The 25,936-nt window shown below is 74.2% G+C and carries 22 protein-coding genes; 7 read left to right on the top strand and 15 right to left on the bottom strand.

From position 1 onward, the window contains the following. Nucleotides 1–20 precede the first annotated feature (20 nt). The 3 genes from ACZ303_RS15435 to ACZ303_RS15425 all read right to left on the bottom strand — a co-directional run bounded on the left by ACZ303_RS15435 (nt 21) and on the right by ACZ303_RS15425 (nt 4,730). Nucleotides 21–2,189 (bottom strand): tetratricopeptide repeat protein, encoded by a 2,169-nt coding sequence (locus tag ACZ303_RS15435; RefSeq protein WP_467339103.1) that lies wholly within the window; start codon nt 2,187–2,189, stop codon nt 21–23. A 174-nt stretch (nt 2,190–2,363) separates the two neighbouring features. After that, complete coding sequence (locus tag ACZ303_RS15430; protein ID WP_467339100.1) at nt 2,364–2,999, bottom strand: NUDIX domain-containing protein; 636 nt, start codon at nt 2,997–2,999, stop codon at nt 2,364–2,366. 78 nt (nt 3,000–3,077) lie between these two features. Beyond that, nucleotides 3,078–4,730, bottom strand: coding sequence for a CTP synthase (locus ACZ303_RS15425; RefSeq protein WP_467339098.1), 1,653 nt, complete (start codon nt 4,728–4,730; stop codon nt 3,078–3,080). 424 nt (nt 4,731–5,154) lie between these two features. Between ACZ303_RS15425 and ACZ303_RS15420 the strand changes: the two genes are divergently transcribed. Then, a complete protein-coding gene (locus ACZ303_RS15420) occupies nt 5,155–6,957 on the top strand; it encodes a glycoside hydrolase family 15 protein (RefSeq protein WP_467339096.1) in 1,803 nt (600 codons plus the stop codon). Between the two features lie 153 nt (nt 6,958–7,110). Then, nucleotides 7,111–8,706, top strand: coding sequence for a PucR family transcriptional regulator (locus ACZ303_RS15415; RefSeq protein ID WP_467339094.1), 1,596 nt, complete (start codon nt 7,111–7,113; stop codon nt 8,704–8,706). A gap of 70 nt (nt 8,707–8,776) precedes the next feature. Here the strand turns inward: ACZ303_RS15415 and ACZ303_RS15410 are convergent, their stop codons facing one another. The 3 genes from ACZ303_RS15410 to recN all read right to left on the bottom strand — a co-directional run bounded on the left by ACZ303_RS15410 (nt 8,777) and on the right by recN (nt 12,699). Continuing rightward, complete coding sequence (locus ACZ303_RS15410; protein ID WP_467339092.1) at nt 8,777–9,895, bottom strand: glycosyltransferase family 4 protein; 1,119 nt, start codon at nt 9,893–9,895, stop codon at nt 8,777–8,779. Between the two features lie 139 nt (nt 9,896–10,034). Further along, nucleotides 10,035–10,799, bottom strand: a complete 765-nt coding sequence (locus ACZ303_RS15405; protein ID WP_467339090.1) for a hypothetical protein — start codon at nt 10,797–10,799, stop codon at nt 10,035–10,037. A gap of 139 nt (nt 10,800–10,938) precedes the next feature. Beyond that, nucleotides 10,939–12,699, bottom strand: coding sequence for a DNA repair protein RecN (recN, locus tag ACZ303_RS15400; RefSeq protein ID WP_467339088.1), 1,761 nt, complete (start codon nt 12,697–12,699; stop codon nt 10,939–10,941). Nucleotides 12,700–12,852: 153 nt separating this feature from the next. Here recN and ACZ303_RS15395 point away from each other — a divergent pair, with 153 nt between their 5' ends. Next, complete coding sequence (locus tag ACZ303_RS15395) at nt 12,853–14,304, top strand: S41 family peptidase (protein WP_467339086.1); 1,452 nt, start codon at nt 12,853–12,855, stop codon at nt 14,302–14,304. A 66-nt stretch (nt 14,305–14,370) separates the two neighbouring features. On the opposite strand, the gene ACZ303_RS15390 is transcribed toward ACZ303_RS15395, so the two are convergent. Genes ACZ303_RS15390 through ACZ303_RS15380 form a run of 3 tightly spaced genes read right to left on the bottom strand, consistent with a single transcriptional unit; the run spans nt 14,371 to nt 16,482 of the window. Continuing rightward, entirely contained in the window at nt 14,371–15,291 is a 921-nt protein-coding gene (locus tag ACZ303_RS15390) for an NAD kinase (protein ID WP_467339084.1), read from the bottom strand. 59 nt (nt 15,292–15,350) lie between these two features. Beyond that, nucleotides 15,351–16,166: a TlyA family RNA methyltransferase gene (locus ACZ303_RS15385; protein ID WP_467339633.1), complete on the bottom strand. Its 816-nt coding sequence runs from the start codon at nt 16,164–16,166 to the stop codon at nt 15,351–15,353. Nucleotides 16,167–16,179: 13 nt separating this feature from the next. Further along, on the bottom strand, nt 16,180–16,482 hold the full coding sequence (locus ACZ303_RS15380; protein WP_467339082.1) for a hypothetical protein: 303 nt from the start codon (nt 16,480–16,482) through the stop codon (nt 16,180–16,182). Nucleotides 16,483–16,549: 67 nt separating this feature from the next. Here ACZ303_RS15380 and ACZ303_RS15375 point away from each other — a divergent pair, with 67 nt between their 5' ends. Next, nucleotides 16,550–16,897, top strand: a complete 348-nt coding sequence (locus ACZ303_RS15375; protein WP_467339080.1) for a sterol-binding protein — start codon at nt 16,550–16,552, stop codon at nt 16,895–16,897. Here the strand turns inward: ACZ303_RS15375 and ACZ303_RS15370 are convergent. From ACZ303_RS15370 to ACZ303_RS15360, 3 genes are read right to left on the bottom strand one after another with little or no spacing between them, the layout of a single operon-like run. Further along, complete coding sequence (locus ACZ303_RS15370; RefSeq protein ID WP_467339077.1) at nt 16,845–17,849, bottom strand: ABC transporter ATP-binding protein; 1,005 nt, start codon at nt 17,847–17,849, stop codon at nt 16,845–16,847. The two genes, ACZ303_RS15375 and ACZ303_RS15370, sit on opposite strands and share 53 nt — an antisense overlap. Then, nucleotides 17,810–18,868, bottom strand: coding sequence for a FecCD family ABC transporter permease (locus tag ACZ303_RS15365; protein ID WP_467339075.1), 1,059 nt, complete (start codon nt 18,866–18,868; stop codon nt 17,810–17,812). Before ACZ303_RS15365 ends, ACZ303_RS15370 begins: the two co-directional genes overlap by 40 nt. Further along, nucleotides 18,865–19,911, bottom strand: coding sequence for a FecCD family ABC transporter permease (locus ACZ303_RS15360; RefSeq protein WP_467339631.1), 1,047 nt, complete (start codon nt 19,909–19,911; stop codon nt 18,865–18,867). Before ACZ303_RS15360 ends, ACZ303_RS15365 begins: the two co-directional genes overlap by 4 nt. 67 nt (nt 19,912–19,978) lie before the next feature. On the opposite strand from ACZ303_RS15360, the gene ACZ303_RS15355 reads away from it, so the two are divergent. After that, nucleotides 19,979–21,013, top strand: coding sequence for an ABC transporter substrate-binding protein (locus tag ACZ303_RS15355; protein WP_467339074.1), 1,035 nt, complete (start codon nt 19,979–19,981; stop codon nt 21,011–21,013). A 45-nt stretch (nt 21,014–21,058) separates the two neighbouring features. Continuing rightward, on the top strand, nt 21,059–21,889 hold the full coding sequence (locus tag ACZ303_RS15350; protein ID WP_467339072.1) for a siderophore-interacting protein: 831 nt from the start codon (nt 21,059–21,061) through the stop codon (nt 21,887–21,889). Between the two features lie 188 nt (nt 21,890–22,077). On the opposite strand, the gene ACZ303_RS15345 is transcribed toward ACZ303_RS15350, so the two are convergent. Beyond that, a complete protein-coding gene (locus tag ACZ303_RS15345) occupies nt 22,078–23,106 on the bottom strand; it encodes an HAD-IIA family hydrolase (RefSeq protein ID WP_467339070.1) in 1,029 nt (342 codons plus the stop codon). Nucleotides 23,107–23,181: 75 nt separating this feature from the next. Here ACZ303_RS15345 and ACZ303_RS15340 point away from each other — a divergent pair, with 75 nt between their 5' ends. Then, the gene (locus ACZ303_RS15340; RefSeq protein WP_467339068.1) at nt 23,182–24,471 is read left to right on the top strand and encodes a DUF1015 domain-containing protein; all 1,290 of its coding nucleotides are present in this window, start codon (nt 23,182–23,184) and stop codon (nt 24,469–24,471) included. A gap of 85 nt (nt 24,472–24,556) precedes the next feature. Here the strand turns inward: ACZ303_RS15340 and ACZ303_RS15335 are convergent, their stop codons facing one another. Together ACZ303_RS15335 and ACZ303_RS15330 are read right to left on the bottom strand one after the other, a co-directional pair. After that, entirely contained in the window at nt 24,557–25,498 is a 942-nt protein-coding gene (locus ACZ303_RS15335; RefSeq protein WP_467339066.1) for a tetratricopeptide repeat protein, read from the bottom strand. Beyond that, nucleotides 25,495–25,936, bottom strand: a 442-nt coding sequence (locus ACZ303_RS15330; protein ID WP_467339064.1) for a hypothetical protein, incomplete at its 5' end; no start/stop codon positions are given. The genes ACZ303_RS15330 and ACZ303_RS15335, both read right to left, overlap by 4 nt.

The raw sequence follows: 25,936 nt of genomic DNA, 5'->3' as shown, positions 1-25,936 counted from the left end.
AATAATCTTCAAGCGATCAGCTACTGATTTCGTAGGTAACCCTCGGTGGGTGAAGGCTCGCCCCCCGCATCCGGTGGCGGGGGGCCGTCCGCGGATCCGCTGCCGCCGACGGATATGCCCGCCGCGCCCCCGCCGGCCGCCAGCAGCCGCTCCGCCTGGACCCGGTGCACCCCGGCCGCCTCCCGGTCGCCCAACCGCTCCAGGGTGTCCGCGAGCCGCAGCCGCACCGCCGCCTCCAGCCGGACGTCACCCGCCTGCCGCGCGCAGTCCAGGGCCTCCCGGCACGTCCGCAGCGCCTCCTGCGGCCGGCCCGCGTACTCCTGCACCCGGGCGATCTCGCTCAGCGCCCGTGCGTGGCCGGGCTGGTCGCGCAGCCGGCGGTGGGCGGCGGCCGCGGCCCGCCAGTCGCGCAGCGCCTCGCCCCACTGGCCGGCGTAGGTGCGCACGGCGCCCAGCCGCCCGTACAGCCGTGCCTCGTCGGCGAGTTCGCCGCGCGTCAGCCGCAACTCCAGCGCCCGCCCGTACCAGTCGGCGGCCCGCTGCCAGTCGCCCAGCTCCTGGTGGGAGGCGGCGATGGACTCCAGCGAACGGCTGATGGCGTACGGGTCGGCCGCCTCGCGCGCCGAGTCCAGCGCCTCGCGGTAGCGGCCCAGCGCGGCGCGCGTGCGCCCGGCCCGCGCGTCGAGGTCGCCGAGGTTCAGCAGCGCCGCGGCCTTCTCCAGCGGCATCTCGCAGCGCTGGGCGACGTCCAGGACGAGTTGGTGCAGGCCATAGAGCTCCGGCCCGGCCTCCTCGGCGCCCAGATGGGCCGTCAGGGCCCGGGTGAGCGCGGAGATCAGGCGCCGGGCGAGGGTGTCGAGGCGGCCGTCGCGCACCGCCAGCCGCGCCGCCGCCAGCAGCGCCGGCAGCCGGCCCCGCAGCCACTCCTCGGCCGCCAGCGGCGTCGGGAACCGCAGCGGCCTGGGCAGTTCCGCCAGCCGTCTGCGGGTCAGCGGGTCACCCGTCTCGGTGGTGGCCCGGCACGAGTGCAGCTGCCGTACGGTCCGCTCCAGCATCCGCGCCCGCGCCAACTCGATCTCGGCGGGCCGCTCCTGCGTCTCCAGCATCGCCCGCAGCATCGGCGCGAGGCAGCCCGGCACCCGGTACTGCGGGCCGAGGAACCCCGCGGCGGGCGCGGGGCGCAGCATGCCGCGGGCGGTGAAGTCGTCGAGCGCGCTCTGCGCGGCGGCCACCGAGCAGCCGGCCAGCGCGGAGGTGGTGTGCGCGTCGGCCGGGCCGGCGGGGGCCAGTGCCAGCAGGCGCAGTATCCGGGCGGTGGACGCCGGCAGCGCCTCGTAGGCGAGCCAGAAGGCCCGCGCCAGCGGTCGGCCGGCGCTCTCGTGCCCGTCGGCGGGCGGCAGTTCCCGCAGCCGCTTGGCCACGTCGACCACCGACATCTTGGGGCAGGCCGCGAGCCAGCCACCGACCAGGACGAGCGCCGCGGGCTGGCCGCCGCACTCCTCCACGACGGCGGCCGCGGCCACCGGGTCGCAGGTGATCCGGGTCGGACCGGCGTAGCGCTCCAGCAGTTCCACGGCGGCCGCGGTGTCGAGGCCGCCGAGGGTGCAGGGGCGGACGTCGGGGACGCCGGTCAGCGGGCCGCGCGAGACGGCGACGACCAGGCAGCCGGACTCGTCCGGCAGCAGCGGCTCGACCTGCTCGGCGCCCGCCGCGTCGTCCAGGAGCAGCAGGGTCCGCCGGCCCTGGAGCGCGGCGCGCAGCGCCTCGGTCAGCTCGTCCTCCTCGGCGCCCGCGGGCACGGGCGCGCCGAGGGCGGTGAGCAGGGCGCGCGCGGTGCGCTCAGTGGGGACGGGCTCCCCGTCGGCCTCGGTCAGGCGGGCGCGCAGCACGCCGTCCGGGTAGTCGGCGGCGAGCCGGGCCACCAGGTGCTCGGCCAGTTCCGTACGGCCGGAGCCGGGCCGGCCGGCGATGAGCAGCACCCGGCAGCGCGGTGCCTTGCGGCCGGCGAGCGTGTCGAGGCCGGTGCGGTCGATGTCGGCCCGCAGCTCCTCCAGCTCACGGCGGCGGCCGACGAAGGCCGCGGCGCCGCCGGCCGCCATCCGGCGGACCGCCCGGGTGGTCGTCGCGGTCGGCCGCTCGGGCGGGGGCGCCACCACTTCGCCGCCGGTCTCCACCGCCCGCTCCGTCACGGGGCACACTCCCGTCCCAACTGCACGTACGAGCCCGCCGCGGCCGCGGTCGGGAACGCGTCGAGCCTAGTTCACCACCCGCCGGGTCCCGGGAAGCCGGGACCGGCCCCGCCGAAGATCACCTATTCGGTTCTCCCGATGGTCCGACCGGGCCACCGCGCGCCTCGAACCGGTCTACGCCTCGAAGGGGCGGGCCGGCCAGGGGGCCTCGGCCGGGCGCAGCTCGTCCAGGCCGGCCTCGCCCCCGGCGGCCAGCGCCGCGGAGAGCGAGAGGACGCCGACGACCAGGCAGTTGTTGTGGAGGTCACCGGCGAGGACCCCGCGTACGAGCTCGTCGAGCGGCACCCGGGCCAGCTCCATGTCGGCCTCCTCCTCGGCGACCTCGAAGCGCTCGCCCTCCACATCGGAGACGCCCCGGGCCAGGAAGATCCGTACGGCTTCGTCGCAGCCGCCCGGCGTGGTGTAGACGTCGGTGAGGACCCGCCAGTCCTCGGCCTTGACGTGCGCCTCCTCGTACAGCTCGCGCTGGGCGGCGACGAGGGGGTTCTCGCCGGGGATGTCGAGCAGGCCGGCGGGGATCTCCCACAGCTTCTGCCGCACGGGGTGGCGGTACTGGTTGAGGACCAGCACACGGCCCTGGTCGTCGAGGGCCAGGACGGCGACCGAGCCGGGGTGGACCTGATAGTCCCGGGTGACGGTGGAGCCGTCCGGCATGACCACCTCGTCCGTGCGGACGCTGGTCTTGTTGCCGACGAACGGCGTCGCGGTCGCGGTGACCCGCCACTGCTCGGCGGTGTCCTTGATGCCCATTGCGTACCTCCAAAAACGAAAACCGGGGTGAGGGCCGCGCCTCGACGGCGCGGACCCTCACCCCGGCAACCGTATAGGTCAGCCCTGCTTGCGCAGCACGGCCGCCTTCACCAGGCCGGCGAAGAGCGGGTGCGGGCGGGTCGGGCGGGAGCGCAGCTCCGGGTGCGCCTGGGTGGCGACCAGGTAGGGGTGCACCTCGCGGGGGTACTCGACGTACTCGACGAGCTTGTTGTCCGGGGAGGTGCCGGAGAAGACCAGACCGGCCTTCTTCTCCAGCTCCGCGCGGTAGGAGTTGTTCACCTCGTAGCGGTGACGGTGGCGCTCCTCGACGTACGGCTCGTTGTCGTAGACCTCGCGGACGATGGAGCCCTCGGCGAGCTTGGCCGGGTACATGCCCAGCCGCATGGTGCCGCCCATGTCGCCCTCACCGGCGACGATGTCCATCTGCTCGGCCATGGTGGAGATGACCGGGTTGGCGGTGGCCGGGTCGAACTCGGTGGAGTTGGCGCCCTCGATGCCGGCGAGGTTGCGCGCGGCCTCGATGACCACGCACTGCAGGCCCAGGCACAGGCCGAGCAGCGGGACCTTGTTCTCGCGGGCGTAGGTGATCGCGCCGACCTTGCCGTTGACACCGCGGTCGCCGAAGCCGCCGGGGACGCAGATCGCGTCGACGTCGCCGAGCTGCTGCTGGGCGCCGGCCGGGGTCTTGCAGTCGTCGGAGGCGACCCACTTGACCTTGACCTTGGCGCGGTTGGCGAAGCCACCGGCGCGGATGGCCTCGGTGACCGAGAGGTAGGCGTCGGGCAGGTCGATGTACTTGCCGACGAGCGCGACGGTGACCTCGTGGTCGGGGTTGTGGACGCGGTCCAGCAGGTCCTCCCACTGGGTCCAGTTCACGTCGCGGAACGGCAGGTCGAGCTTGCGCACGACGTAGGCGTCCAGGCCCTCGGTGTGCAGGACCTTGGGGATGTCGTAGATCGACGGGGCGTCGATCGCGGCGACCACGGCGGCCTCGTCGACGTCGCACATCAGCGAGATCTTGCGCTTGATGGCGGCCGGCACCTCGCGGTCGGCGCGCAGCACGATGGCGTCCGGCTGGATGCCGATGTTGCGCAGCGCGGCCACCGAGTGCTGGGTCGGCTTGGTCTTCAGCTCGCCGGAGGGGCCGATGTAGGGCAGCAGCGAGATGTGCACGACGAAGACGTTGTCGCGGCCGACCTCGTGGCGGACCTGGCGGACGGTCTCCAGGAACGGCAGCGACTCGATGTCGCCGACGGTGCCGCCGACCTCGGTGATCACGACGTCGACGTCGTCGGTCGCCATGCGCCGGATGCGGTGCTTGATCTCGTTGGTGATGTGCGGGATGACCTGCACGGTGTCGCCCAGGTACTCGCCGCGCCGCTCCTTGGCGATCACGGAGGAGTAGACCTGGCCGGTGGTGACGTTCGCGGACCCGTCGAGGTCGACGTCCAGGAAGCGCTCGTAGTGGCCGATGTCCAGGTCGGTCTCGGCACCGTCGTTGGTGACGAACACCTCACCGTGCTGAAAGGGGTTCATCGTGCCGGGGTCGACGTTGAGGTAGGGGTCGAGCTTCTGCATCGTGACCCGCAGACCCCGCGCCTTGAGCAGCGCGCCCAGGCTGGAGGCCGTCAGACCCTTGCCCAGCGAGGAGGCGACACCCCCCGTGACGAAGAGGTGCTTGGTCGTCGTGGGCTTAGCGGCAATGGCCAAAGGGGGGCTCCCGTGGTCGCGAGGTGAGGTGCGTACCGGCGATCACCCCGTGTTTTCGGGGGTGCCGTCGCTGCGGTTGGGGGGTCTTGCGCCCACCGGTCCACGGGGTACCAGGGTATCAGCGACCCGGCCCGGCCGCGTCCGGCGACGCGTCGCACCGCCCTCCCGGGACCCGCTCTCGCGCTGTGTGGCGGGTGGGTCACAGGCTGCTCCACGACCGCTTCCCAGGCCACCCATTCGGCTCAGATTCGTATCCCGACCGTCGCGCGTCGCACCAACTCCGCGTCGTATCCTGCACGGACACATGCAGCGAGCCGGCCGGCACGGCACCATCCCTGCCCCTCCCCGGAACAAGAGCTCGTCAAAGATCGCTTGACCGCAAGAGGACCCCACGGGGTCACGTGGCCGTTCGACTGGAGATGACGTGGCCGGGCGTATCGAGGATTACGCACTCATCGGCGATATGCAGACCGCCGCCCTTGTCTGCCGGGACGGCACGGCCGACTGGCTGTGCCTCCCCCGCTTTGATTCCCATGCCGCGTTCGCCGGTCTGCTCGGCACGGAGGAACACGGCTTCTGGCGGGTCGGTCCCGCGCACCCCTCGGGGGCGGCGCCCCCGAGGGCCGACCGCCGCCGGTACCGGGGGGATTCCCTTGTGCTCGAATCCGAGTGGGACACCCCGCGCGGCACGGTCCGGGTGATCGACTTCATGCCCCCGCGCGACGGCGCGCCCCAGCTGATCCGGATCGTGGAGGGCGTCAGCGGCCGGGTGCAGATGCGCTCGGCCCTGCGGATGCGCTTCTCCTACGGGCGGGTCGTGCCCTGGGTGCACAAGGTCGGCGACCGCACGGTGGCCGTGGCCGGCCCGGACTCGGTGTGGCTGGACACCACCGCCGACACCTTCGGCAAGGACCTCACCACCTACTCCGACTTCACCGTCTCGCCCGGCGACCGGGTCGCCTTCACCATCAGCTGGCAGCCCTCCCACGGCCAGCCGCCGGCCCTGCCCGACCCGGAGGGCTCGCTGGAGGCCACGGAGGACTTCTGGCGGGAATGGGTCGAGCACTGCACGTACCACGGCCCCTACCGGGACGCCGTCGTCCGCTCGCTGATCACGCTCAAGGCGCTCACCTACGCGCCGACGGGCGGCATCGTCGCGGCCCCCACCACCTCGCTGCCCGAGGACATCGGCGGCTCCCGGAACTGGGACTACCGCTTCACCTGGCTGCGGGACGCGGCCATCACCCTCTCCTCCCTGCTGCGCACCGGCTACCGCGAGGAGGCCCGCGCCTGGCGCGAGTGGCTGCTGCGCGCGGTGGCGGGCGACCCGGAGAACCTCCAGATCATGTACGGCATCGCCGGCGAGCGCGAGCTCGGCGAGGCGGAGCTGCCGTGGCTGCCCGGCTATGAGAACTCCTCGCCCGTGCGCATCGGCAACGGCGCCGCGGACCAGCTCCAGCTGGACGTCTACGGCGAGGTCACCGAGGCGCTGCACCTCGCCCATATGACGGGCCTGGCCCGCAACGACTACGCGAGCCTGCTCCAGCTGCGGCTCATCGGCTATCTGGAGAACCACTGGAACGAGCCGGACGAGGGCATCTGGGAGGTGCGCGGCCCGCGCCGCCACTTCGTGCACTCCAAGGTCATGGCCTGGGTGGCGGTCGACCGCACCATCAAGCTGATCGAGTCCGGCGATGTGGACGGGCCGCTGGAGCGGTGGCGCGAGCTGCGCGACGACATCCACCGGGACGTGTGCGAGAAGGGTTACGACAAGGAGCGCAACACCTTCACCCAGTCCTACGGCTCCCGGGAGCTGGACGCCTCGCTGCTGCTGATCCCGCAGATGGGCTTCCTGCCGCCCGACGACAAGCGCGTCATCGGCACGATCGAGGCGATCCAGCGCGAGCTGTCGACGCCGGACGGCTTCGTCCTGCGCTATCCGACGGCCGGCGAGGACGCGGGCGTGGACGGCCTGGAGGGCGACGAGGGGGCGTTCCTGGCGTGCTCGTTCTGGCTGGCCGACGACCTGGCGATGATCGGCCGGGTCGACGAGGCACGGCAGCTGTTCGAGAAGCTGCTGGGCCTGCGCAACGACCTGGGCCTGCTGGCGGAGGAGTGGGACCCGCGCCTCCAGCGCCAGGTGGGGAACTTCCCCCAGGCGTTCAGCCACGTTCCGCTGATCGACACGGCGCTGCGGCTGACGGCGTCGAGCGCGTTCGGCGGCTAGGGGGCCATGCGCCGGGCGGCTGGTTCTTGCGGCCCGTCCGGCGATCCGAGGGCGGGGGCCCGGGGCGGAGCCCCGAGGGGGTGACGGGCACACACGCGCACACCGACCCCCGTTCGGGTAAGGAACCGCGACCGCCGGGGTAGCGTCCAGCCCATGGAAGAACCCCGAGGGACGATCACCGTCGCCAGGGCATTGGAGCTCCCCGCCCTGCGCCGGGGGCTCCCCCAGGTCGTCGCCGCCGGCGACCGCCTGCACCGCCCGGTGCGCTGGGTGCACGCGGGCGAGGCGCCGAACATCGCCGCCCTCCTCAAGGGCGGCGAGCTGCTGCTGACCACCGGGCTGGGTGTGGGCACCCGCCCGGCCGAGCAGCGCGCCTTCGTCCGGGGGCTCGCGGAGCGGGACATCGCGGCGCTGGTGGTCGAGCTGGGGTCACGGTTCGCGACGCTGCCGGCCGCGGTGGTGGACACGGCGCGCTCGTACGGGCTGCCGCTGATCCAGCTGCACCGGGAGGTGCCGTTCGTCGCGGTGACCGAGGAGATCCACACCGAGCTCGTCAACGAGCACTACGCCCTGCTGCGACGCGCCGAGGAGGTGCACCGGCAGTGCACGGAGCTGCTGCTGGGCGGTGGCGGGGTGGCGGAGGTGCTGGGACTGTTCGCGGAGTTCGCCGGCAACCCCGTCTTCCTGGAGACGCCGGAGGGCCGGCTGCTGTACGCGGCCGGGCCCACGGGGCAGCCGGGCGCGGCGGATCCGCTCCAGGTGTGGGACGGGTTGCGGGACGCGGGTCTCGCCGGGACCCTGACCACCGACATCCCGGGCCGTGGCCCGGGGTCGGGGGCGGTACGGGCGCGGCTGACGGTGCTGCCGGTGAACGCGCCGTTGGCGCCGGTGCACCGGATCGCGGCGGACCGCGCGGCCGGGCTGTTGGCGGTCGTGCTGCTCCAGGCCCGTCAGGAGGAGGAGCTGGCGGCGCGCGGTCGCGGCGACTTCCTCGCCGACCTCGCCGAGGAGCGCGTCGAGGCGGCGGACGCCCCGGCGCAGGCCCGTGTGCTGGGGTTCCGTCCGGGTCCCGGCCCGCTGCTGCCGATGGTGATGCGGCCGGCCACCGGGCTTGCCCCGGCGGCGGGTTGGGCCGAGCTGACGTGCGCGGTGCGGGAGGAGCTGGCGGCGGTCGGGGTGCCGGTGCTGCTGGGCATACGGCTGTCGGAGGGGCGGATACCGCTGCTGGTCGGGTTGCGGGACGCCGCCGAGCGGCCGGCGGTCGCCGAGCGGGTGGCCGCGGCGCTGCGGGCCGGGGCGGAGCGGGTGGGCGGACGGCCGCCGGTGGTGGTGGCGGGCGCGGCGACGCCGTGGGCGACGGTGGGGGCGGGGCTGCGCCACGCGGCGGAGGCGGCGGCCGCGGCACAGGGGCTGCCGGACCGGCCCTGGCACGATGTGCGGCGGCTGGACGTGGACGTCCTGCTGTGGCGGCTGCGCTCCCAGGGGGATCTGGCGGCGTTCGTCGACCGGGTGATCGGCCCGCTCCTCGCCCACGACGAGGCGTCCCGCCAGGTGCTGCTGCCGACGCTGGAGTCCTACCTCACCCACGCGGGCCGCAAGGCGGAGACGGCCCGCGACCTCCACCTCAACCGCCAGACCCTCTACGACCGCCTGGCCCGCATCTCCCGCCTCCTGGACAGGGACCTGGACGACCCGGAGACGGTGCTGTCCCTGGGCTTGGCGCTCCGAGCCAGGAGGCATGTGGGGTGAGGGGCCCCCTCCGGGGCAGGTCCGGTCCGGACCTGCCGGCCCCCGTCGGCGGGGCGCCGTCGGCGACCCGTCAGCGGCCCCCGGCCAACTCGTCGTACACGCTCAGCACATGAGCGACCGTCTCGTCCTCGGAAGGCCACGTCGCCGCCTGGGCGCGCCCCGCTGCCGTGAGTTCGGCGCGGCGTGCGGGATCGGCGAGGAGGCGGGTGACCGCCGAGGCCAGAGCGGCGGCGTCTCCGTACGGGACGAGTTCGGCGGCGTCGCCGACCAGGTCCGGTACGCCGCCGACCGCCGTCGCGACCAGCGGCACACCCGCGTGCAGCGCCTCCTGGGCGAGGAGCGACCGGGCCTCCCAGCGGCTGGAGAGGATCGCGACATCGGCCGTCGCCAGCAGCTCCGGTACGTCGTCGCGGCGGCCCACCAGGCGCACCGGCAGCCCTTCGGCCTCGATCCGGCGCTGCAGCTCCGGCCGTTCCCGGCCCTCTCCGGCGATGATCAGCAGCGGTTCCGGGTCCAGCTCGCGCCAGTCCCGCGCCGCGTCCAGCAGCGGGCCGTGCCCCTGGTCGGGCTCCAGGCGGCCGACGGTGACCAGCAAGGGCCTGGCGATCGCGCCGAGTTCGGCGCGGACCTTGTGCCGCCGCAGGTCCTCGTCGTCGGGTGCCGAGCGCGGGGCGGGCACCGCGACGGGCGCCAGCCGGGCGTCGCGCGCGCCACGCTGGCGCGCCCGGTCCACGAGTTCGGAGGTCACGCCGAGCACCACGGCCGCCGCCCGCGCCGCCCGCCGCTCCATCAGCCGTACGAACCGGGCCCGCGCGCCCACCGCGCGCACCCTCGTGTGCCAGGTGACCACCAGCGGCGTGCGCCGCCCCCGCAGGGCCAGCGCCGCCAGCACCCCGGACCGCAGGCCGTGCGCGTGCACGACGTCGGCGCCCGCGCTGACGGCCCGGATCCCGGCGACGGCCAGCGCGTCCGTGGACGTCCGCAGCGGCGTGAACGTGGCCCCCGCGCCCGCGAAACCGTACCCTTCGCCGGTCTCCCGCGGCGCGCACACCGTCACCCGCAGCCCCCGGGCCACGAGACCGGCCGCCAGTGACCGCACATGCGCTCCGCTGCCCGCGCCGCCGCTGCCGAGCACGTGCACGGCGTGCAGGGGCGGGCGCCCGTGCGGCGGTACGGGTGTGCTGCTCACGCGGGTGGAGCTCCTGTTTCGGCGTAGGGCGGGGAGAGGAAGCGGGGCGGCGACGCGCCCAGGATGCCAGCCTCCGCCGACATCCCGGCACCACCGTCTCGCGGGTTGCCCGCCTTACCTCGCCCACGCATCCGCGGATTCACTCACATAGGTGATTCTTGGCGTCCATCGCCGCGGCGACGGCGGCCAGCACGGTGGCATGCAGCACGAGCCCCGCCCGGCCGTTGGCCGCCACGACGGCGAGGCCGAGCCCCGCGCCGAGGGCGTGCGCGCCCGCGTCCCCGAGCATGGTGCGCTCGCCGAGGTCGTCGGCGAGGAGGACCGCCGCGGCGCCCACGGGCGCGGCGGACACACGGCTCCCGGCACCACCGCGCAGCAGCCCGCCCGCACCCAGCGCGAGCACCGCGCCGACGGCCCGTCCGGGCCGGACGTCCAGGAGGTTGACGAGGTGCGCGGAGCCGGCGACAACGGTGCCGGCGAGCAGCTTGTCGAGGGGCCGTTCCTTCAACAGCGCCCCGCCGGCGAGCCCGGCGGCACCAATGCCGAGGAGCTTGACCGTGCCGCTGGTCACCTCGCGGTGTCGCAGCGCGGTGAGGTGGGCGCGGAACCCCCGCCGGGGGTCGCCGGCGCCGACGACGTCGTCGTACGCCCCACAGGCCCCGGCGGCGAGCACGGCCAGCGCGGCGGCCGCCCGGTGCCGTGCGGGCAGGGCGGGCGCGGCCACGAGTGCGACCGCCGTCCCGACGGCGACGGCGGGCCCGGCACACAGCTCGACGGTCCGCCCGGCGTGGTTCTTCCGCTCCCACACGGTGGCCCCTCCGGGCCGGGCACGCCGCAACACCTCGTACGCCCCGCGCGCCGCACAGGCCCCCGCCAGGAGCCCCACACCCCGCCCGAATCCCATGTCCGCCTCCCCTACGGTCCGGCCCCGACCCTACGGGGGTCGCCGAGCGCGCGTACGAGCCGGGGCGGCGCTACGGCCGGTTCGAGGGGGGCGCAGGCGCCACGACGCCCGCGCGCAGCGCACCCCGCGGGCCGTCGATTCAGCCGCCCGCAGTCGCGCCCCGGGCCGCCGCCAGCAGTTCCTCCGCGTGGGCGCGGGCCAGGCGGGAGTCCTCCTGGCCCGCCAGCATGCGGGACAGTTCGCGTACCCGGTCCTCGCCCTCCATCGCCTTCACTCCGCTGCGGGTCACCGAGCCGTCGTGGGTCTTCTCCACGACCAGGTGCCGGTCGGCGAACGCCGCGACCTGCGGCAGGTGGGTGACCACCACGACCTGCGCCGACCGCGCCAGGCGCGCCAGGCGGCGGCCCACCTCCACCGCGGCCTTGCCGCCGACGCCGGCGTCGACCTCGTCGAAGAGGTACGTCGGCACGGGGTCGGAGCCGGCGAAGACGACCTCGACGGCGAGCATGACGCGGGAGAGCTCACCGCCGGACGCGCCCTTGGCGATGGGGCGCGGCTGGGCGCCGGGGTGCGGGGCGAGGTAGAGCTCGACGTCGTCCGCGCCGTGCGGCCCGTACGCCACGGCCCGGCCGTCGACCTCGATGCCGTTCTCGGCGTCCGCCATCTCCGTCTGCCGGATGGCGAAGGTCACCCGCGCGTGCGGCATGGCGAGCTCCGCGAGCTCGGCCGTGACCGCCCCGGCGAACCGCTCCGCCGCCTCCGTGCGCGCGTCGGTCAGCGCCTGCGCCAGCTCGCCGAGTTCGGCGCGCAGCGCGTCCCGCTCGGCCGTGAGCTCCGCGATCCGCTCGTCGTCGCCCTCCAGGGCCTCCAGGCGCGCCGCGCCGGCCTCGGCCCAGGCGAGCACGCCGGTGATGTCCTCGCCGTACTTACGGGTCAGATGCGTCAGGGCCGCCCGCCGCTCCTCCACGGTCGCGAGCCGCCGCGGATCGGCGTCCAGGTCGGAGGAGTAGCCGGCCAACTCCCCGGCCACGTCGGCCACCAGGATGCCGATCTCGCCGATCCGGTCGGCGAGCGCGGCCAGGGCCGGGTCGTGGGAGCGTACGGCCTCCACCGCCCGCTGCGCGGCCGCCACCAGCGTGGCGGCGTCGATGCCCTCGGGGTCCTCGGGGTCGCCGGCGAGGGCCGCGTGCGCGGCGGACGCGGCGGAGGCGAGTGCCTCGGCGTGACCCAGCCGCGACGCCTCGGCGGCGAGTTCGACGTCCTCGCCCGGCAGCGGCTCGACGGCCGCCACCTCCTCCAGGCCGAAGCGCAGCAGGTCCGCCTCCTGCGCGCGCTCCCGGGCCCGGGTGGTCAGGTCGGTCAGCTCGGCGGCGACGGCCCGCAGCCGGCGGTAGGCACCGGCGTACTTGGCGAGCGGCACGGACACCGCGTCGCCCGCGTAGCGGTCGAGCGCCTGCCGCTGCCGGGCCGGCCGCAGCAGCCCCTGCTGGTCGGTCTGGCCGTGGACGGCCACGAGGTCGTCGGCCAGCTCACCGAGCAGTCCCACCGGCACGCTCCGGCCGCCCACGTGGGCGCGGGAGCGCCCCTCGGCGGACAGGGTGCGGCTGATGAGCAGGGTGCCGTCGTCGAGCTCGGCGCCCGCCTCCTCGGCCCGGACGGCCACGGGCGAGCGGGGGTCGACGACGATCCTCCCCTCGACGACCGCCGACTTCGCCCCGATCCGCACCAGCGCGGGGTCGGCCCGCCCGCCGAGCAGCAGACCGAGGCTGGTGACGACCATGGTCTTGCCCGCGCCGGTCTCCCCCGTCACCGCGGTGAAACCGGGCGACAGCTCGACCACCGCGTCATCAATGACGCCCAAGGACCGGATCCGCATCTCCTCCAACACGGATACGACCATACGAGGTTCCGGGGCCCCCTCGCGACGGCCACCCCCACCGACCGCCCTGGGGACAACCCCACCACCGGCCCGGGTGATCACTCCATGGCCCCGGATTCCCCGACGGACCAGGCTTGACCTGTCAGTCCGCACCGCACACATCATGAGGTCCGCATGACCGTTCACCCCCGCACTCCCCGCGCCGCCGCGCTGCTCCTCACCGCGGCGATCGCCCTGACCACCGCCGTCGGCACCGGGAGCGCGGTGGCCCACGGCCCGCGCCCGGCGACGCTCGACGGCACCTGGCGCATGGACGGTTACGGCACGGTCGTCACCTTCGAGGACGGGGGCCGCAAGCTGCGGACGTACGAGACCACCGGCGTCAGCTGCCTGCCCGGCGCCGTGACCGCCGCCCGCCCGGACGCGACGGGCCCCTTCCGGCAGGAGGGCGAGCCGGCGGTCACCGTGAAGCCTGCCGGGCGCGACCGGGCGGAGTGGAGCTTCGCGGACAACGTGGGCCATCGCACACTGCGTCGGATCGCCGCCCTGCCCGCGAACTGCCGCACGGACGTCCCCGCCCCGGCCCCGGGCACGAAGGCCGACCCCCGGGACGTCTTCGACACCTACTGGCGGACCTACGCCGAGAACTACCCGTTCTTCGCGGCGCGGCACATCGACTGGAACGCCGTACGGGACCGCTACCGCCCCCGTGTCACGGCGAAGACCAGCCGCGAGGAGCTGTTCTCCATCATGTCGGAGATGGTCCGGCCGCTGCACGACGGACATACCGGACTGGTCGATATGACGCACCCCGACGAGTACTTCTCCGGGATCCGCGAGGACACCGTCCTCCCCGACGAGAAGGGCCGGGCCCGTATCGACGCGGCGGTCGCCGAGAGCGCCCATGGCGCCCACGAGGCATCCTGGGGACAGGGGAAGCAGATCGGCTTCTCCGAGCTCCCCGGCCGGATCGGCTTCGTCCGCGTCTCCCTGTTCGGGAACTACGGCGAGGGCGACGGCTACGAGGCGGACAAGGCCCTGCTGAACAAGGCCCTCGACCAGATCTTCACCGCCGCCCGGACGAGCGGCCCGCAGGCCCTGCGCGGCCTCGTCCTGGATCTGCGGCTCAACGGCGGCGGCTCCGACCGGCTCGCCCTGGACGTGGCCGAGCGGCTGACCGACCGGCCGTACACGGCCTATCTCAAGCACGCCCGGAACGACGCCCGCGATCCCCGGAAGTTCACCCCCGCCGAGCCGGTCGAGGTCCGCCCGCACCGCGGCCCGGTCTACACCGGTCCGCTCACCGTCCTGACCGGCCGACTCACCATGAGCGCGGGCGAGACCCTCACCCAGGCCCTGCTGGGCCGTGGCCCCGAGCCCGTCCTCATCGGCGAGAACACCCAGGGGCTGTTCTCGGACCGGCTCATGCGCACCTTGCCGAACGGCTGGAAGTTCTGGCTCCCGAACGAGGAGTTCCTGAGCGCGAAGGATCACCGGACCACGTACGACGGCGCCGGCATCGCCCCGGACGTCCGTACGCCCGTCTTCACGGAGGAGGAGCTCGCCGGCCACCGGGACTCCGCCCTGGCCGAGGCCCGGAAGCGGCTGGCGACGGCGCGCCGCTGAGCGGCCTTGTCCTCGCTCTCGGGAGGGATCGATCGAGCCCGTCCCGAGAGCGAGGGCAGCATGGATCTAGTGCGGCGCGCCCCGCCATCCGGCCACCGGCAACGCGAACTTCGCCACCAGGCGGTCCGTGAACGACGCGTGGTGCAACCGCGCCAGGCGGACCGGCACCGCTCCCCGCCGTACCTCCACCCGCGCGCCCGCCGGCAGCTCCACCGTCCGGCGGCCGTCGCACCACAGCACGCCGTTCGGCGTCTGCGGCTGGACCTCGACCGCGAGCACCGAGTCCGGCGCCGTCACCAAGGGCTTGGCGAAGAGCGCGTGGGCGCTGATGGGGACCATCAGCAGCGCCTCGACCTCGGGCCAGACGACCGGGCCGCCCGCCGAGAAGGCGTACGCCGTGGAGCCGGTCGGCGTGGCGCAGACGACGCCGTCGCCGCCGAACCGGGACACCGGCCGGCCGTCGACCTCGGTGACGACCTCCAGCAGCCGCTCGCGCGCGGCCTTCTCCACCGACGCCTCGTTCAGCGCCCAGTCGGTGTGCACGATGTGCCCGTCGGTGCGCACGAGCACATCGAGGGTCATCCGCTCCTCGACCTCGTAGGCGCGGGTCACGACGCGGTCGACGACCTTGTCGAGGTCGTCCCGCTCGGCCTCGGCGAGGAAGCCGACCCGGCCGAGGTTGACGCCGAGCATCGGCACGCCCGACCGCCGCGCGAACTCCGCGCCGCGCAGCAGGGTGCCGTCGCCGCCGAGCACGATGAGCAGCTCACAGCCCTCCAGCACATCGGGCCGGTCCGGGCCGGCCTCGACGAGCTCCGCCGAGGCGGGCAGCGGCAGGTCCGCGGCCTCCTCGGCGAGCACCCGCACGCCGATGCCGCAGCGCAGCAGCCCCTGGACGACGAGTTCGGCGCTGCGGATGGCGGCCGGCCGCCCGGTGTGGGCGAGCAGGAAGACCCGGCGGCCCCCCGCCGCCTCCGGCCCGCACACGGCCTGAGCCCGCGCCGAAACTGATGTTGCTTCTGATGCCGATGATGCTTCTGAAGTGGTCAACGAGGCCCCTCCGCCACTGCACGGTCAACGTCCGCCGGGTCCAGTTCGGGCGCCCCGGCGCGCAGCCACAGAAAGTACTCGACGTTGCCCGAGGGGCCCGGCAGCGGGCTCGCGGTCACCCCGAGCACGCCGAGCCCCAGCTCGGCCGCGCGGGCCGCGACCATCCGGACCGCCTCGGCCCGCAGCTGCGTGCTGCGCACCACGCCGCCGCTGCCGAGCCGCTCCTTGCCCACCTCGAACTGCGGCTTGACCATGAGCACCAGGTCGGCGTCGGGCGCGGCGCACCGCACCAGCGCGGGCAGGACCAGGCCGAGCGGGATGAAGGAGAGGTCGCCGACGACCAGGTCGACCGGCCGGTCGTCGATCTGGTCGAGCGTCAACTCGCGGACGTTCGTACGGTCCTTCACGGTGACCCGGTCGTCGCTCTGCAGCGACCAGGCGAGCTGGCCGTAGCCGACGTCGACGGCCACGACGTGGGCCGCGCCCGCGCGCAGCAGCACATCGGTGAAGCCGCCCGTGGAGGCGCCGGCGTCGAGCGCGCGGCGGCCCTCGACCTTCAGGCCCTTGGGGACGAACGCCTGGAAGGCGCCGGCCAGCTTGTGGCCGCCGCGGGAGACGTAGTCGGGGTCGTCGTCGTCCTGGGTGACGACGACGGCGGCGCTGAGCTCCACCTGCGTGGCGGCCTTGGTCGCGAGCGTCCCGCCGACGGTCACCCGGCCCGCCGCGATCAGCTGGCTCGCGTGCTCGCGGGAGCGGGCGAGTTTACGGCGCACGAGCTCGGCGTCGAGTCGGCTGCGTCGCGGGCGGGTCACTGCCACGGGTGGTTCAGCTCCTGTTGTCGTACGAGGCGGGGGATCCCGAGGGCGCGGGTGCCCCGGACGGGCCGGGGCCGCGGTCGAGCGCGGTCAGCGCGTCGCGCAGGCCCTGGTGTACATCCTCGTACACCTCCAGGTGACCACTCGCGGCGAGGTGGTCGGCGTCGGCCAGCCGGGCGAGCCGCGCGTCCACGGCGGGCTCGCCGGTGGGGGTGCGGTCGACGCCCAGCGGCAGGGGGCCCGCCTCGGGGCCGTCCGCCGCCGCGGGCCGCTCCGCCGGTCCGTCCGCCACGCCGCTCATCGCATCGCTCATGGCTCCGACGCTACCCCGGAACCGTGTCTGTGCGGCGTACGCGACCGGCTGAGGTAGCGTCCTACCGATGGCGACGATCGAGGAGTGCCGCAGCGCACTCGACCGGCTGGCGGAGAGCCTCGCGGGGGCGGGCGGCGACCTCCGCGACGCCGCCGCGCCCGACCGCTCGCTCAGCTGCCACATCTCCGACCTGGACGTGACCTTCACGGGCCACCTCGCGGGCGGCCACATCCAGGACGTGGAGACCGTCCCGGGCACGCCCGAGCGGCGGGCGGAGATCGCCCTGACGATGTCGGGCGACGACCTGGTGGCCCTGGTGGACGGCCGGCTGAACTTCGCGAGGGCGTGGGCCGGCGGCCGGGTCAGGGTGCAGGCGTCGCTGCGGGACGTCCTGCGGCTGCGCTCCCTGCTGTAGCGGCGCCTGCTGTAGCGGCGCCCGCACGGCGGCGCCGGGCCGCCGGTACGACCAGGGGCGTGCCCGTCTCGGGGTCCTCGATGACCTGACACCGCAGCCCGAACACCTCCTCGACGAGCTCGGCGGTGACGATCTCCCCGGGCGCGCCCTGGGCCACGATCCGCCCGTCGCGCATGGCGATCAGGTGGGTGGCGTAGCGGGCGGCGTGGTTGAGGTCGTGGAGCACGGCGACGAGCGTGCGGCCCTGGGTCTCGTGCAGTTCGGCGCACAGGTCGAGGACGTCGATCTGGTGCTGGATGTCGAGGTACGTGGTCGGCTCGTCCAGGAGCAGCAGCGGGGTCTGCTGGGCGAGGGCCATGGCGATCCACACGCGCTGGCGCTGCCCGCCGGACAGCTCGTCGACATGGCGGTCGGCGAGCGTCTCGACGCCGGTGGCCGTCATCGACTCCACGGTGATCCGCTCGTCCTCGCCCGACCACTGGCGCAGCAGGCCCTGGTGCGGGTAGCGGCCGCGGGCGACGAGGTCGGCGACGGTGATGCCGTCGGGCGCGATGGAGGACTGCGGGAGGAGGCCGAGGGTGCGGGCCACCTTCTTGGCCGGGTAGCCGTCGATGGCGGCGCCGTCGAGGAGCACGGACCCGGCGGCCGGCTTGAGCATCCGCGCGAGGGCGCGCAGCAGGGTGGACTTGCCGCAGGCGTTGGGGCCGATGATCACCGTGAAGGAGTTGTCCGGCACGGCGACCGAGAGGTCCTCGGCGATGACCCGCCGGTCGTAGGCGAGGGTGACGGATTCGGCCGTCAGTCGGCTCACGGTGTGCTCTCCTTGCTCGGTGTCGCGGCCCGTGGGGCGCTCGGTGTTCCGGCCCGTGGGACGCTCGATGTCGCGGTCCGGCCCGCTCGTACGCCGCCCGCTCATATCCGTCCCGCCCTGCGCTCGGTGAACAGCAGCCACAGCAGATAGCAGCCGCCGAGCATGCCGGTCAGCGCTCCCACGGGCAGCTGGTCGGCCCCGAAGAGCCGTTGCGAGGCCCAGTCCGCGCCGATCAGCAGGACCGCGCCCGTGCAGGCCGCGGCGAGCAGGTTGGGGCCGGCCGCCCGGGTCAGCCGCCGGGCGACCTGGGGCGCCGCGAGGGCGACGAAAGAGACGGGCCCGGCGGCGGCCGTCGCGGCGGCGGTCAGCAGCACGGCGGAGCCCATCACCACGAGCCGTACGCGCTCGGCCCGTACGCCCAGCGCGTACGCCGCGTCGTCGCCCATCTCCAGCATCCGCAGGGCCCGGCCGTGGCCGAGGACGAGGGGGAAAAGCACGGCGGCCACGCACAGCAGCGGCCGGATCTGGTCCCAGTCGCGGCCGTTGAGGGAGCCGACCATCCAGACCATGGACCGGGTCGCGTCGACCAGGTCGGCCTTGGTCATGAGGTAGTCGCGGACCCCGGTGAGCACGGCGGCCGCGCCGATCCCGACGAGGACCAGGCGGTAGCCGTGGATGCCCTTCTTCCACGCCAGCAGGTAGACGGCGAGGCCGGTGAGCACTCCCCCGGCGACCGCGCCGCCCGCGACGGCGAACGGCGAGCCGTGGAAGAGCACGATGACGACGAGCGCCCCGGCCGCCGAGCCCTGACCGAAACCGATGACGTCCGGGCTGCCCAGCGGATTGCGGGAGACGGATTGGAAGACCGCCCCGGCGAGCCCGAGGCACGCGCCGACGAGCAGGCCCACGGCCACCCGCGGCAGCCGCAGGTCCCGGACGATGAACTCCTGCGCGGGCGTGCCGCCGCCGGTGAGGGTCCGGATGACGTCGGCGGGCGGGACGGGGAAGTCGCCGGTGCCGATGAGCGCGACGGACGCGGCCGCCGCGGCCACCAGGAGCAGCGCGACGACGAGCGCCGTCCGGGGATCCACGCGGACGGAGAGCCCGCCGCGCGTGCGGATCGTTCGTGTCGTCCGTGGCGTTTTTCCGGTCGTGGTCACTGCTGGGCCATCCTCCGGCGGCGTACGAGGTGGATGAAGACGGGCCCGCCGATGAACGCGGTGACGATGCCCACCTGAAGCTCTCCGGGCCGGGTGACGACCCGTCCGATCACATCGGCGCCCAGCAGCAGCACCGGCGACAGGACCGCCGCGTACGGCAGGATCCAGCGCAGGTCGGGGCCGGTGAAGGCGCGGACGAGGTGCGGCACGATCAGGCCGACGAAGACGATCGGCCCGCAGGCGGCGGTCGCGGCGCCGCACAGCAGCGTCACGGCCGCCATGGCCAGCACGCGGGTCCGGGCCGGACTGGCGCCGAGCGCGCGGGCGGTGTCGTCGCCGAGGGCCACGGCGTTCAGCGGCCGGGCCAGGGCGAGGGCCAGCGCCACGCCGACCGCGATGAACGGCGCGATCTGCCGTACGACGTCCATGTTCGCGGAGGCGAGCGAGCCGACCGTCCAGAAGCGCATCCGGTCGAGCGCGGCGGAGTCCATGAGCTGGATGGAGTAAACGTAGCCGTAGAGCGCGTACGTCACCGCCGTGCCCGCGAGCGCCAGGCGCACCGGTGTCGCGGCGCGGCTGCCGCCGAGCGCGTGGACGACCACGGCGACGACGGCGGCACCGGCGAAGGCGAACCACACATACCCGTGGACCGAGCTGACGCCCAGGAAGCTGATGGCGGTGACGACGGCGGCCGCGGCCCCGGCGTTGACGCCGAGCAGGCCCGGTTCGGCCAGCGGGTTGCGGGTGAGCGCCTGCATCACCGCGCCGGCCAGACCGAGCGCGGCGCCGGCGAGCAGGCCCAGGATCGTCCGGGGCAGGCGTACCTCCCTTACGACGACGCCGACATCGGTGCGCGTGGCGTCGAACAGCCCGTGCCAGACCTGGGCCGGCGAAATCGGTTTGGCGCCGACGGCGATGCTCGCGACCGCGACCAGCAGCAGCACGCCCACCGCGACGAACAGGCCCGCGGCGCGTGCCGCGTTCCGGCCGCGGGACGCGGAGGGCGCCGGTTTCGCGGGGCTTTGGGGGAGACTGTCGACCAACACCTGGTTAGGTTAGCCTACCCTGACATCGCCCGTTCGAGTGAGTCCCGAGAGAAGCGCACACCCCATGAGCACCCCCCGCACCGCCGGTATCTCTTCCCCGTCCCGCCGTGGCCTCCTGACGGCGGGGGGCGCCCTCGGCATCGGCGCCCTCCTCACGGCTTGCGGGGGCGGCGGCTCGTCGAAGGGCGAATCGGGCGCAGACAGCGGCTCCGGCCCCTGGACCTTCGAGGACGACCGCGGCCAGGCGGTGAAGGCGGGCAAGACCCCGAAGAAGGTCGTCGCCTTCACCGGCACCGCCGCCGCCCTCCACGACTTCGGCTTCGAGTGCGCGGGCGTCTTCGGCCCCACCACCCTCAAGGACGGCAAGCCCGACCCCCAGGCCGGCGACCTCGACGTCGAGAAGGTGACGGTCCTCGGCAACGCCTGGGGCGAGTTCAACGTCGAGAAGTACGCGGCGATGAGCCCCGAGCTGCTCGTCACCAACATGATCCAGGGTCAGGAACTCTGGTATGTGCCGGACGACAGCAAGAAGAAGATCCTCGGCCTCGCCCCCAGCATCGGCATCACCGTCTCCAAGGTGCCGCTGACCCAGGTCATCGGGCGCTACGCCGAACTCGCCGCGTCCCTCGGCGCCGATCTCCGGGCGAAGAAGGTCGCCGACGCCAAGGCCCGCTTCGAGAAGGCGTCCGAGACCCTCCGCGGGGCGGCCCGCGCCAACAAGGGCCTCAAGGTCCTCGCCGCGTCCGGCTCCGCCGACCTGCTCTACGTCTCCGACCCGGCCGTCTACGCCGACCTCACCTACTTCAAGCAGCTGGGCGTCGAACTCGTCGTCCCCGACAAGGTCACCGGCGGCTTCTTCGAGAGCCTCAGCTGGGAGAACGCCGGCAAGTACGCCGCCGACCTGATCCTCCTCGACAACCGCACCGCCGCCCTCCAGCCGAAGGACCTCGCGGCCAAGCCGACGTGGTCCGGACTCCCCGCCGTCAAGGCCGGCCAGGTCACCCCCTGGCTCAGCGAGCCCCGCTACTCCTACGCCGGGTGCGCGCCGCTCGTCGAGAGCCTGGCCGCGGCGGTCGAGAAGGCGAAGAAGACCGGCTGACGCCGTTCGTCCCGACCGCCCGCAGCCGCCGCCCGAGAGGAAACCATGACCGCCCAGCCCGCCACGCCCTACCTCTTCTTCGACCTGCGCGTCCTGCGCACGGAGCGGATCAGCCCCGCCATGGTGCGCGTCACCTTCGGCGGTGAGCGGCTGTCCACCCTCGTGGGCGGCGGCCGCGACCAGCGCTTCAAGCTGTTCCTGCCGCAGCCCGGCCAGGACGTGCCGGTCCTGCCGGAGAGCCTCGACGAGAACTGGTTCACGGAGTGGCGGGCCCAGGACCCGGCCGTACGGGCCATCATGCGGACGTACACCGTGCGGGCGATGCGCTACGACCCCGACGAGCTGGACGTCGACTTCGCCGTGCACGGCGACGCGAACGGGCACGGCGGCCCGGCCACGAACTGGGCCCAGGCGGCGCGGCCCGGCGACCGCGTCACCATCCTCGGCCCCGTCGTCGAGGACAACGGCGGCGTCGACTTCCAGCCGCCGGCCGGGACGGACTGGGTCCTGATCACCGCCGACGAGACCGCGCTCCCGGCCGTCGCCGGCATCCTCGCCTGGCTGCCGGCCGGTATGCCCGCGAAGGTCTGGATCGAGGTCCCGCACGCGGACGACATCCAGGACCTGCCGACCGGGGCGGACGCCGAGATCACATGGCTGGTACGCGGTGCCGGGGCGTCGGTGCTCGACGCCGTACGGGCGGCGGAGTTCCCCGCGGGGGTCCCGTACGCGTGGATAGCGGGCGAGTCGGGGACGGTGCGGGGAGTGCGGCGCCATGTGGTGGGTGAGCGCGGGATCGACCGGCGAGCGGTGACATTCACGGGCTACTGGCGCCGGGGCGCGTCGGAGGAGGACTTGCTGGCGGAGCTGGCGTAAGCAAGGGGCACCAACACCGCAAGCCGCCGGCGGCGGCAAAGCGGCAGGCGAGAGGGCACCGATGCGGCCAAGCTCAACGGGTGGGCGGGAGGGTATGGCCCGCCGCGACAGCGGCGGGCACCCTACGGCGACTCAGCCAAGGCCAAAGCCCAGTCGCGGCGGGCACGCCGACGGCGGGTCAGCCGACGTCAAAACCCCAGCCGCGCCAGCGCCTTGACCGCATCGGAGTCACACACACCCGACCCCGCCGAAGCCCAAGCCGCCCCGCACAAAGCCCTCAGTCCATCGATCGACTCGCCCTCACCCGCGAGCGTGAGCTCACCCCCGGCGACGGACGCCGTCCAACCACCACACCGGAACCCGTCCCCCTCGGACGAAACCCCCGGCTGCGGCAGGAGCAGCCCCCGCAGATCCGCGGCCACATACGTGGGCCGGTGCTCCGGCCGCGCCGCGACCAGCTGCGCGGCCGTCGTCACACCGGTCAGCACCAGCAGCGAGTCCACCCCGCCGACATGCGCGCCCTCGATGTCCGTGTCGAGCCGGTCGCCGACCACCAGCGGCCGCTCCGCGCCCGTCCGCAGCACCGTCTCGCGGTGCATCGGCGGCAGCGGCTTCCCCGCCACCTGCGGCTCGGCGCCCGTGGCTATCCGTACGACCTGGACCGCCGCACCATTGCCCGGCGCGATGCCCCGCGCGCTCGGAATCGTCAGATCCGTATTGGACGCGAACCACGGCACGCCCCGCGCCACCGCGTACGACGCCTCCGCCAGCCGCGACCACGGCATGTCCGGCCCGCCATAGCCCTGCGCCACCGCCGCCGGATCGTCGTCCGCCGAGTCCACCGGCACCAGGCCGCGCTCCTCCAGCGCGACCCGCAGCCCCTCCGCGCCGATCACCAGGACGCGGGAGCCGGAGGGAAGTTGGTCGGCGATCAGCCGCGCCACCGCCTGCGCCGAGGTGATCACGTCCGAAGGCTCCGCCGGCACGCCCAGCCGCGTCAGGTGTTCCGCGACCGTCGCCGGCGTACGGGCCGCGTTGTTGGTCACGTACGCGAGGTGCATCCCGCCCTCCCGCGCCGCGCCCAGCGACTCGACGGCGTACGCGATGGCCTCGCCGCCCGCGTAGACCACGCCGTCGAGGTCCAGCAGCGCCGTGTCGTAGGCCGTGCTCAGGGGCTGCTCGCTGCCGTCGGGCCGGGTCCGGGCGGTCTGAGTCATCGTGTAGTCGCTCCTTGTGCTGTACGTCTCTTCCCCGATCATTGCTCATTCGGCCATGCGGCATAACATTTCCTAATGAGCACTCCAGGCCGGGCAAGGAAAGCAGGGCAAGGACTTCAGCTCGCCCCCTTCCGAGGGCTGCGCTATGTCCCGGAACGGGTCGGCAGTCTCGCCGCCGTCACCTCCCCACCGTACGACGTCGTCGTACGGCCGGACGGCCTGCGCCACCTGGAGACCGCCGACCCGCACAACATCGTCCGGCTGATCCTCCCCCAGGCCGCCACCGCCACCGAGCGGCACCGCCAGGCCGCGGAGACGCTGCACCGCTGGCAGGACGAGCACATCCTCGCCCCCGACCCGGAGCCCGCGCTCTATGTCTACGAGCAGCGCGGCGGCGGCATCCTGCAGCGCGGCCTCATCGGGGCGCTGCGCCTCAGCCCCCGCGAGGAGGGCGTCGTCCTCCCTCATGAGGACGTCATGCCGCACATCGTCGAGGACCGCGCGGCCCTGATGCGCGACACCGCGGCCAACCTCGAACCGCTGCTGTTCTCCTACCGCGGCAACGGCAGCACCGACGGCGCGGCAGCCATCATCGACCGTGTCATCACCACCGAGCCGCTGCTCTCCACCACGACGGACGACGGCTACGCCCACCGCCTGTGGTCCATCACCGACCCGGCGGACCTCGACCTGATCGGCAAGGACCTCTCCCGCCAGCGGGCCCTCATCGCCGACGGTCACCACCGCTGGGCCACCTACCTGCGGCTGCGCGCCGAGCAACCGGCCCCCGGCCCCTGGGACTTCGGCCTCGTCCTCCTCGTGGACACCACCCGCTACCCCTTGCGCGTACGGGCCATCCACCGCCTTCTGAACCGCCTCCCGGTCGCCGAGGCCCTCGCCGCCGTCGCCGGCACCTTCCGTGTGCGGAGCATCGACGGTCCTCTGCCGCAGGCTCTCGACGCGCTGGCGGAGGCGTCGGCGGAGGGCGGGAACGCCTTCCTCCTCGCGGGTGACGGGCGGTTCCACCTCCTCGACCGCCCGGACCGGGCCTTCCTGGACCGGGTGGTCCCGGCCGACAGGCCCGACGCGTGGCGCTCGCTGGACGCGACGGTGCTGCACTCGGCGCTCCTGGAGCACATCTGGCACGTTCCGGACGACGCCGAGCACATCGGATACATCCATGAGACGGCCGCGGCGGTCAAGCAGGCGGAGCGGCACGGCGGCACGGCCGTGCTGATGCACCCCGTACGCGAGGACGTCGTACGGGAGCTGGCCGAGCAGGGCGTCACGATGCCCCGCAAGTCCACGTCGTTCGGCCCCAAGCCGGCGACCGGCCTGGTCCTGCGCAGCCTCGCGCTGAACTGACCTCCGGCCCGGCCCCGGATACGCGTGGAGGGCGGCACCCCGGGATCCGGGGTGCCGCCCTCCACGTTTCTCAGGCGCTCAGAGGTCAGCTCTTGTCGCCGGCCTCGTCGCCCTTGTCCTTGACCTCGTCCTTGACCTCATCGGCTTCGGCGGCCGGGGCCGTCGGCTCCTCGGCCTTGTCGGCGTCCTCGGCCTCTTCGGTCTTCTCAGCCACCTCGGTCACCTCGGTGACCTCGACGACCTCGATGACGTCGGGCATCTCGGCCGTCTCGACGACCTCGATGGTCTCCGCGACCTCGACCGTGGCGGCAGCGGCTTCCGCGGCCTCCTCGTCGTGGTCGGCCAGGGCGTCCGTGAACTCCACGCCGTCCAGCTCGGCGAGCCGGTCGGAGGCGTTCGTCTGGCCGCCCTGGTCCGCCTCGAGGGCCTTGGCGAACCACTCGCGGGCCTCGTCCTCACGGCCGACGTCGATCAGCGCGTCGGCGTAGGCGTACCGCAGTCGGGCGGTCCACGGCTGCACCGAGTTGGACGCCAGCTCGGGGCTCTGCAGCGTCACGACCGCCGCTTCGGTCTGGCCCATGTCCTTGCGGGCACCGGCGGCGACCAGGCGCATCTCGACCTGTCCGGCCTTGTCGAGCTTCGCCACCTCGGGCTCGCCGGCCATGGCCAGGGCGCGCTCCGGGCGGCCCATGCCGCGCTCGCAGTCGGCCATGACGGGCCACAGCTCGACGGAGCCGGTCATACGGCGCGCGGCACGGAACTCGGCGAGCGCCTCCGTGTACTTGCCGGTCGCGTACGCGGCGAAGCCGGCGGCCTCACGGACGGCGGCGACGCGGGAGGCGAGCCGCAGGGCGATCCGGGAGTACTCGTACGCCTGGTCGGGCTCCTCGTCCAGCAGGTTCGCGACCATGACGAGGTTGCGCGCGACCTCCTCGGCGAGACCCTTGGGCAGGCTCATGAGCTCCTGCCGGACGTCCTTGTCGATCTCCTCGCCGGTCACGTCGTCGGGGATCGGCAGACGCTTCACGGGCTCGCGGTCACCACGGTCGTCGCGACGGTCGTCACGGCGCCCGTAGCCGCCACCACCGGAACGGTCGTCACGGCCGCCGCGGTAACCGCCGCCACCCTGCCGATCGTCACGGCGCGGGCCGCCGTAGCCGCCACCGGCCGGGCGACCGCCACGGTCGTCGCGGCCCTGGTAGCCACCGGACGGGCGGCCGCCACGGTCGTCGTCACGGCGCGGAGCACGGTCGTCGCGACGGTCATCGCGGCGGAAGCCACCACGGTCGTCCTCACGGCGGGGACCGCCGTAGCCGCCGCCGGAGGGACGGCCACCGCGGTCGTCGCGACCCTGGTAGCCACCGGAGGGACGGCCGCCACGGTCGTCGTCACGGCGCGGAGCACGGTCGTCGCGACGGTCATCGCGGCGGAAGCCACCACGGTCATCGTCACGGCGCGGACCGCC

This window comes from Streptomyces sp. NPDC023527 (assembly GCF_055560115.1).
The sequence above is the reverse complement of the archived record's forward strand: the minus strand, read 5'-3'. Positions and strand labels throughout refer to the sequence as shown.

Bases quoted from the DNA above. Each gene is read 5' to 3' on its own strand.
- ACZ303_RS15430 (WP_467339100.1), bottom strand. From the start codon at position 2,999: ATGGGCATCAAGGACACCGCCGAGCAGTGGCGGGTCACCGCGACCGCG.
- ACZ303_RS15415 (WP_467339094.1), top strand. From the start codon at position 7,111: ATGGAAGAACCCCGAGGGACGATCACCGTCGCCAGGGCATTGGAGCTC.
- ACZ303_RS15405 (WP_467339090.1), bottom strand. From the start codon at position 10,799: ATGGGATTCGGGCGGGGTGTGGGGCTCCTGGCGGGGGCCTGTGCGGCG.
- recN (WP_467339088.1), bottom strand. From the start codon at position 12,699: ATGGTCGTATCCGTGTTGGAGGAGATGCGGATCCGGTCCTTGGGCGTC.
- ACZ303_RS15395 (WP_467339086.1), top strand. From the start codon at position 12,853: ATGACCGTTCACCCCCGCACTCCCCGCGCCGCCGCGCTGCTCCTCACC.
- ACZ303_RS15380 (WP_467339082.1), bottom strand. From the start codon at position 16,482: ATGAGCGATGCGATGAGCGGCGTGGCGGACGGACCGGCGGAGCGGCCC.
- ACZ303_RS15375 (WP_467339080.1), top strand. From the start codon at position 16,550: ATGGCGACGATCGAGGAGTGCCGCAGCGCACTCGACCGGCTGGCGGAG.
- ACZ303_RS15355 (WP_467339074.1), top strand. From the start codon at position 19,979: ATGAGCACCCCCCGCACCGCCGGTATCTCTTCCCCGTCCCGCCGTGGC.
- ACZ303_RS15350 (WP_467339072.1), top strand. From the start codon at position 21,059: ATGACCGCCCAGCCCGCCACGCCCTACCTCTTCTTCGACCTGCGCGTC.
- ACZ303_RS15345 (WP_467339070.1), bottom strand. From the start codon at position 23,106: ATGACTCAGACCGCCCGGACCCGGCCCGACGGCAGCGAGCAGCCCCTG.
- ACZ303_RS15340 (WP_467339068.1), top strand. From the start codon at position 23,182: ATGAGCACTCCAGGCCGGGCAAGGAAAGCAGGGCAAGGACTTCAGCTC.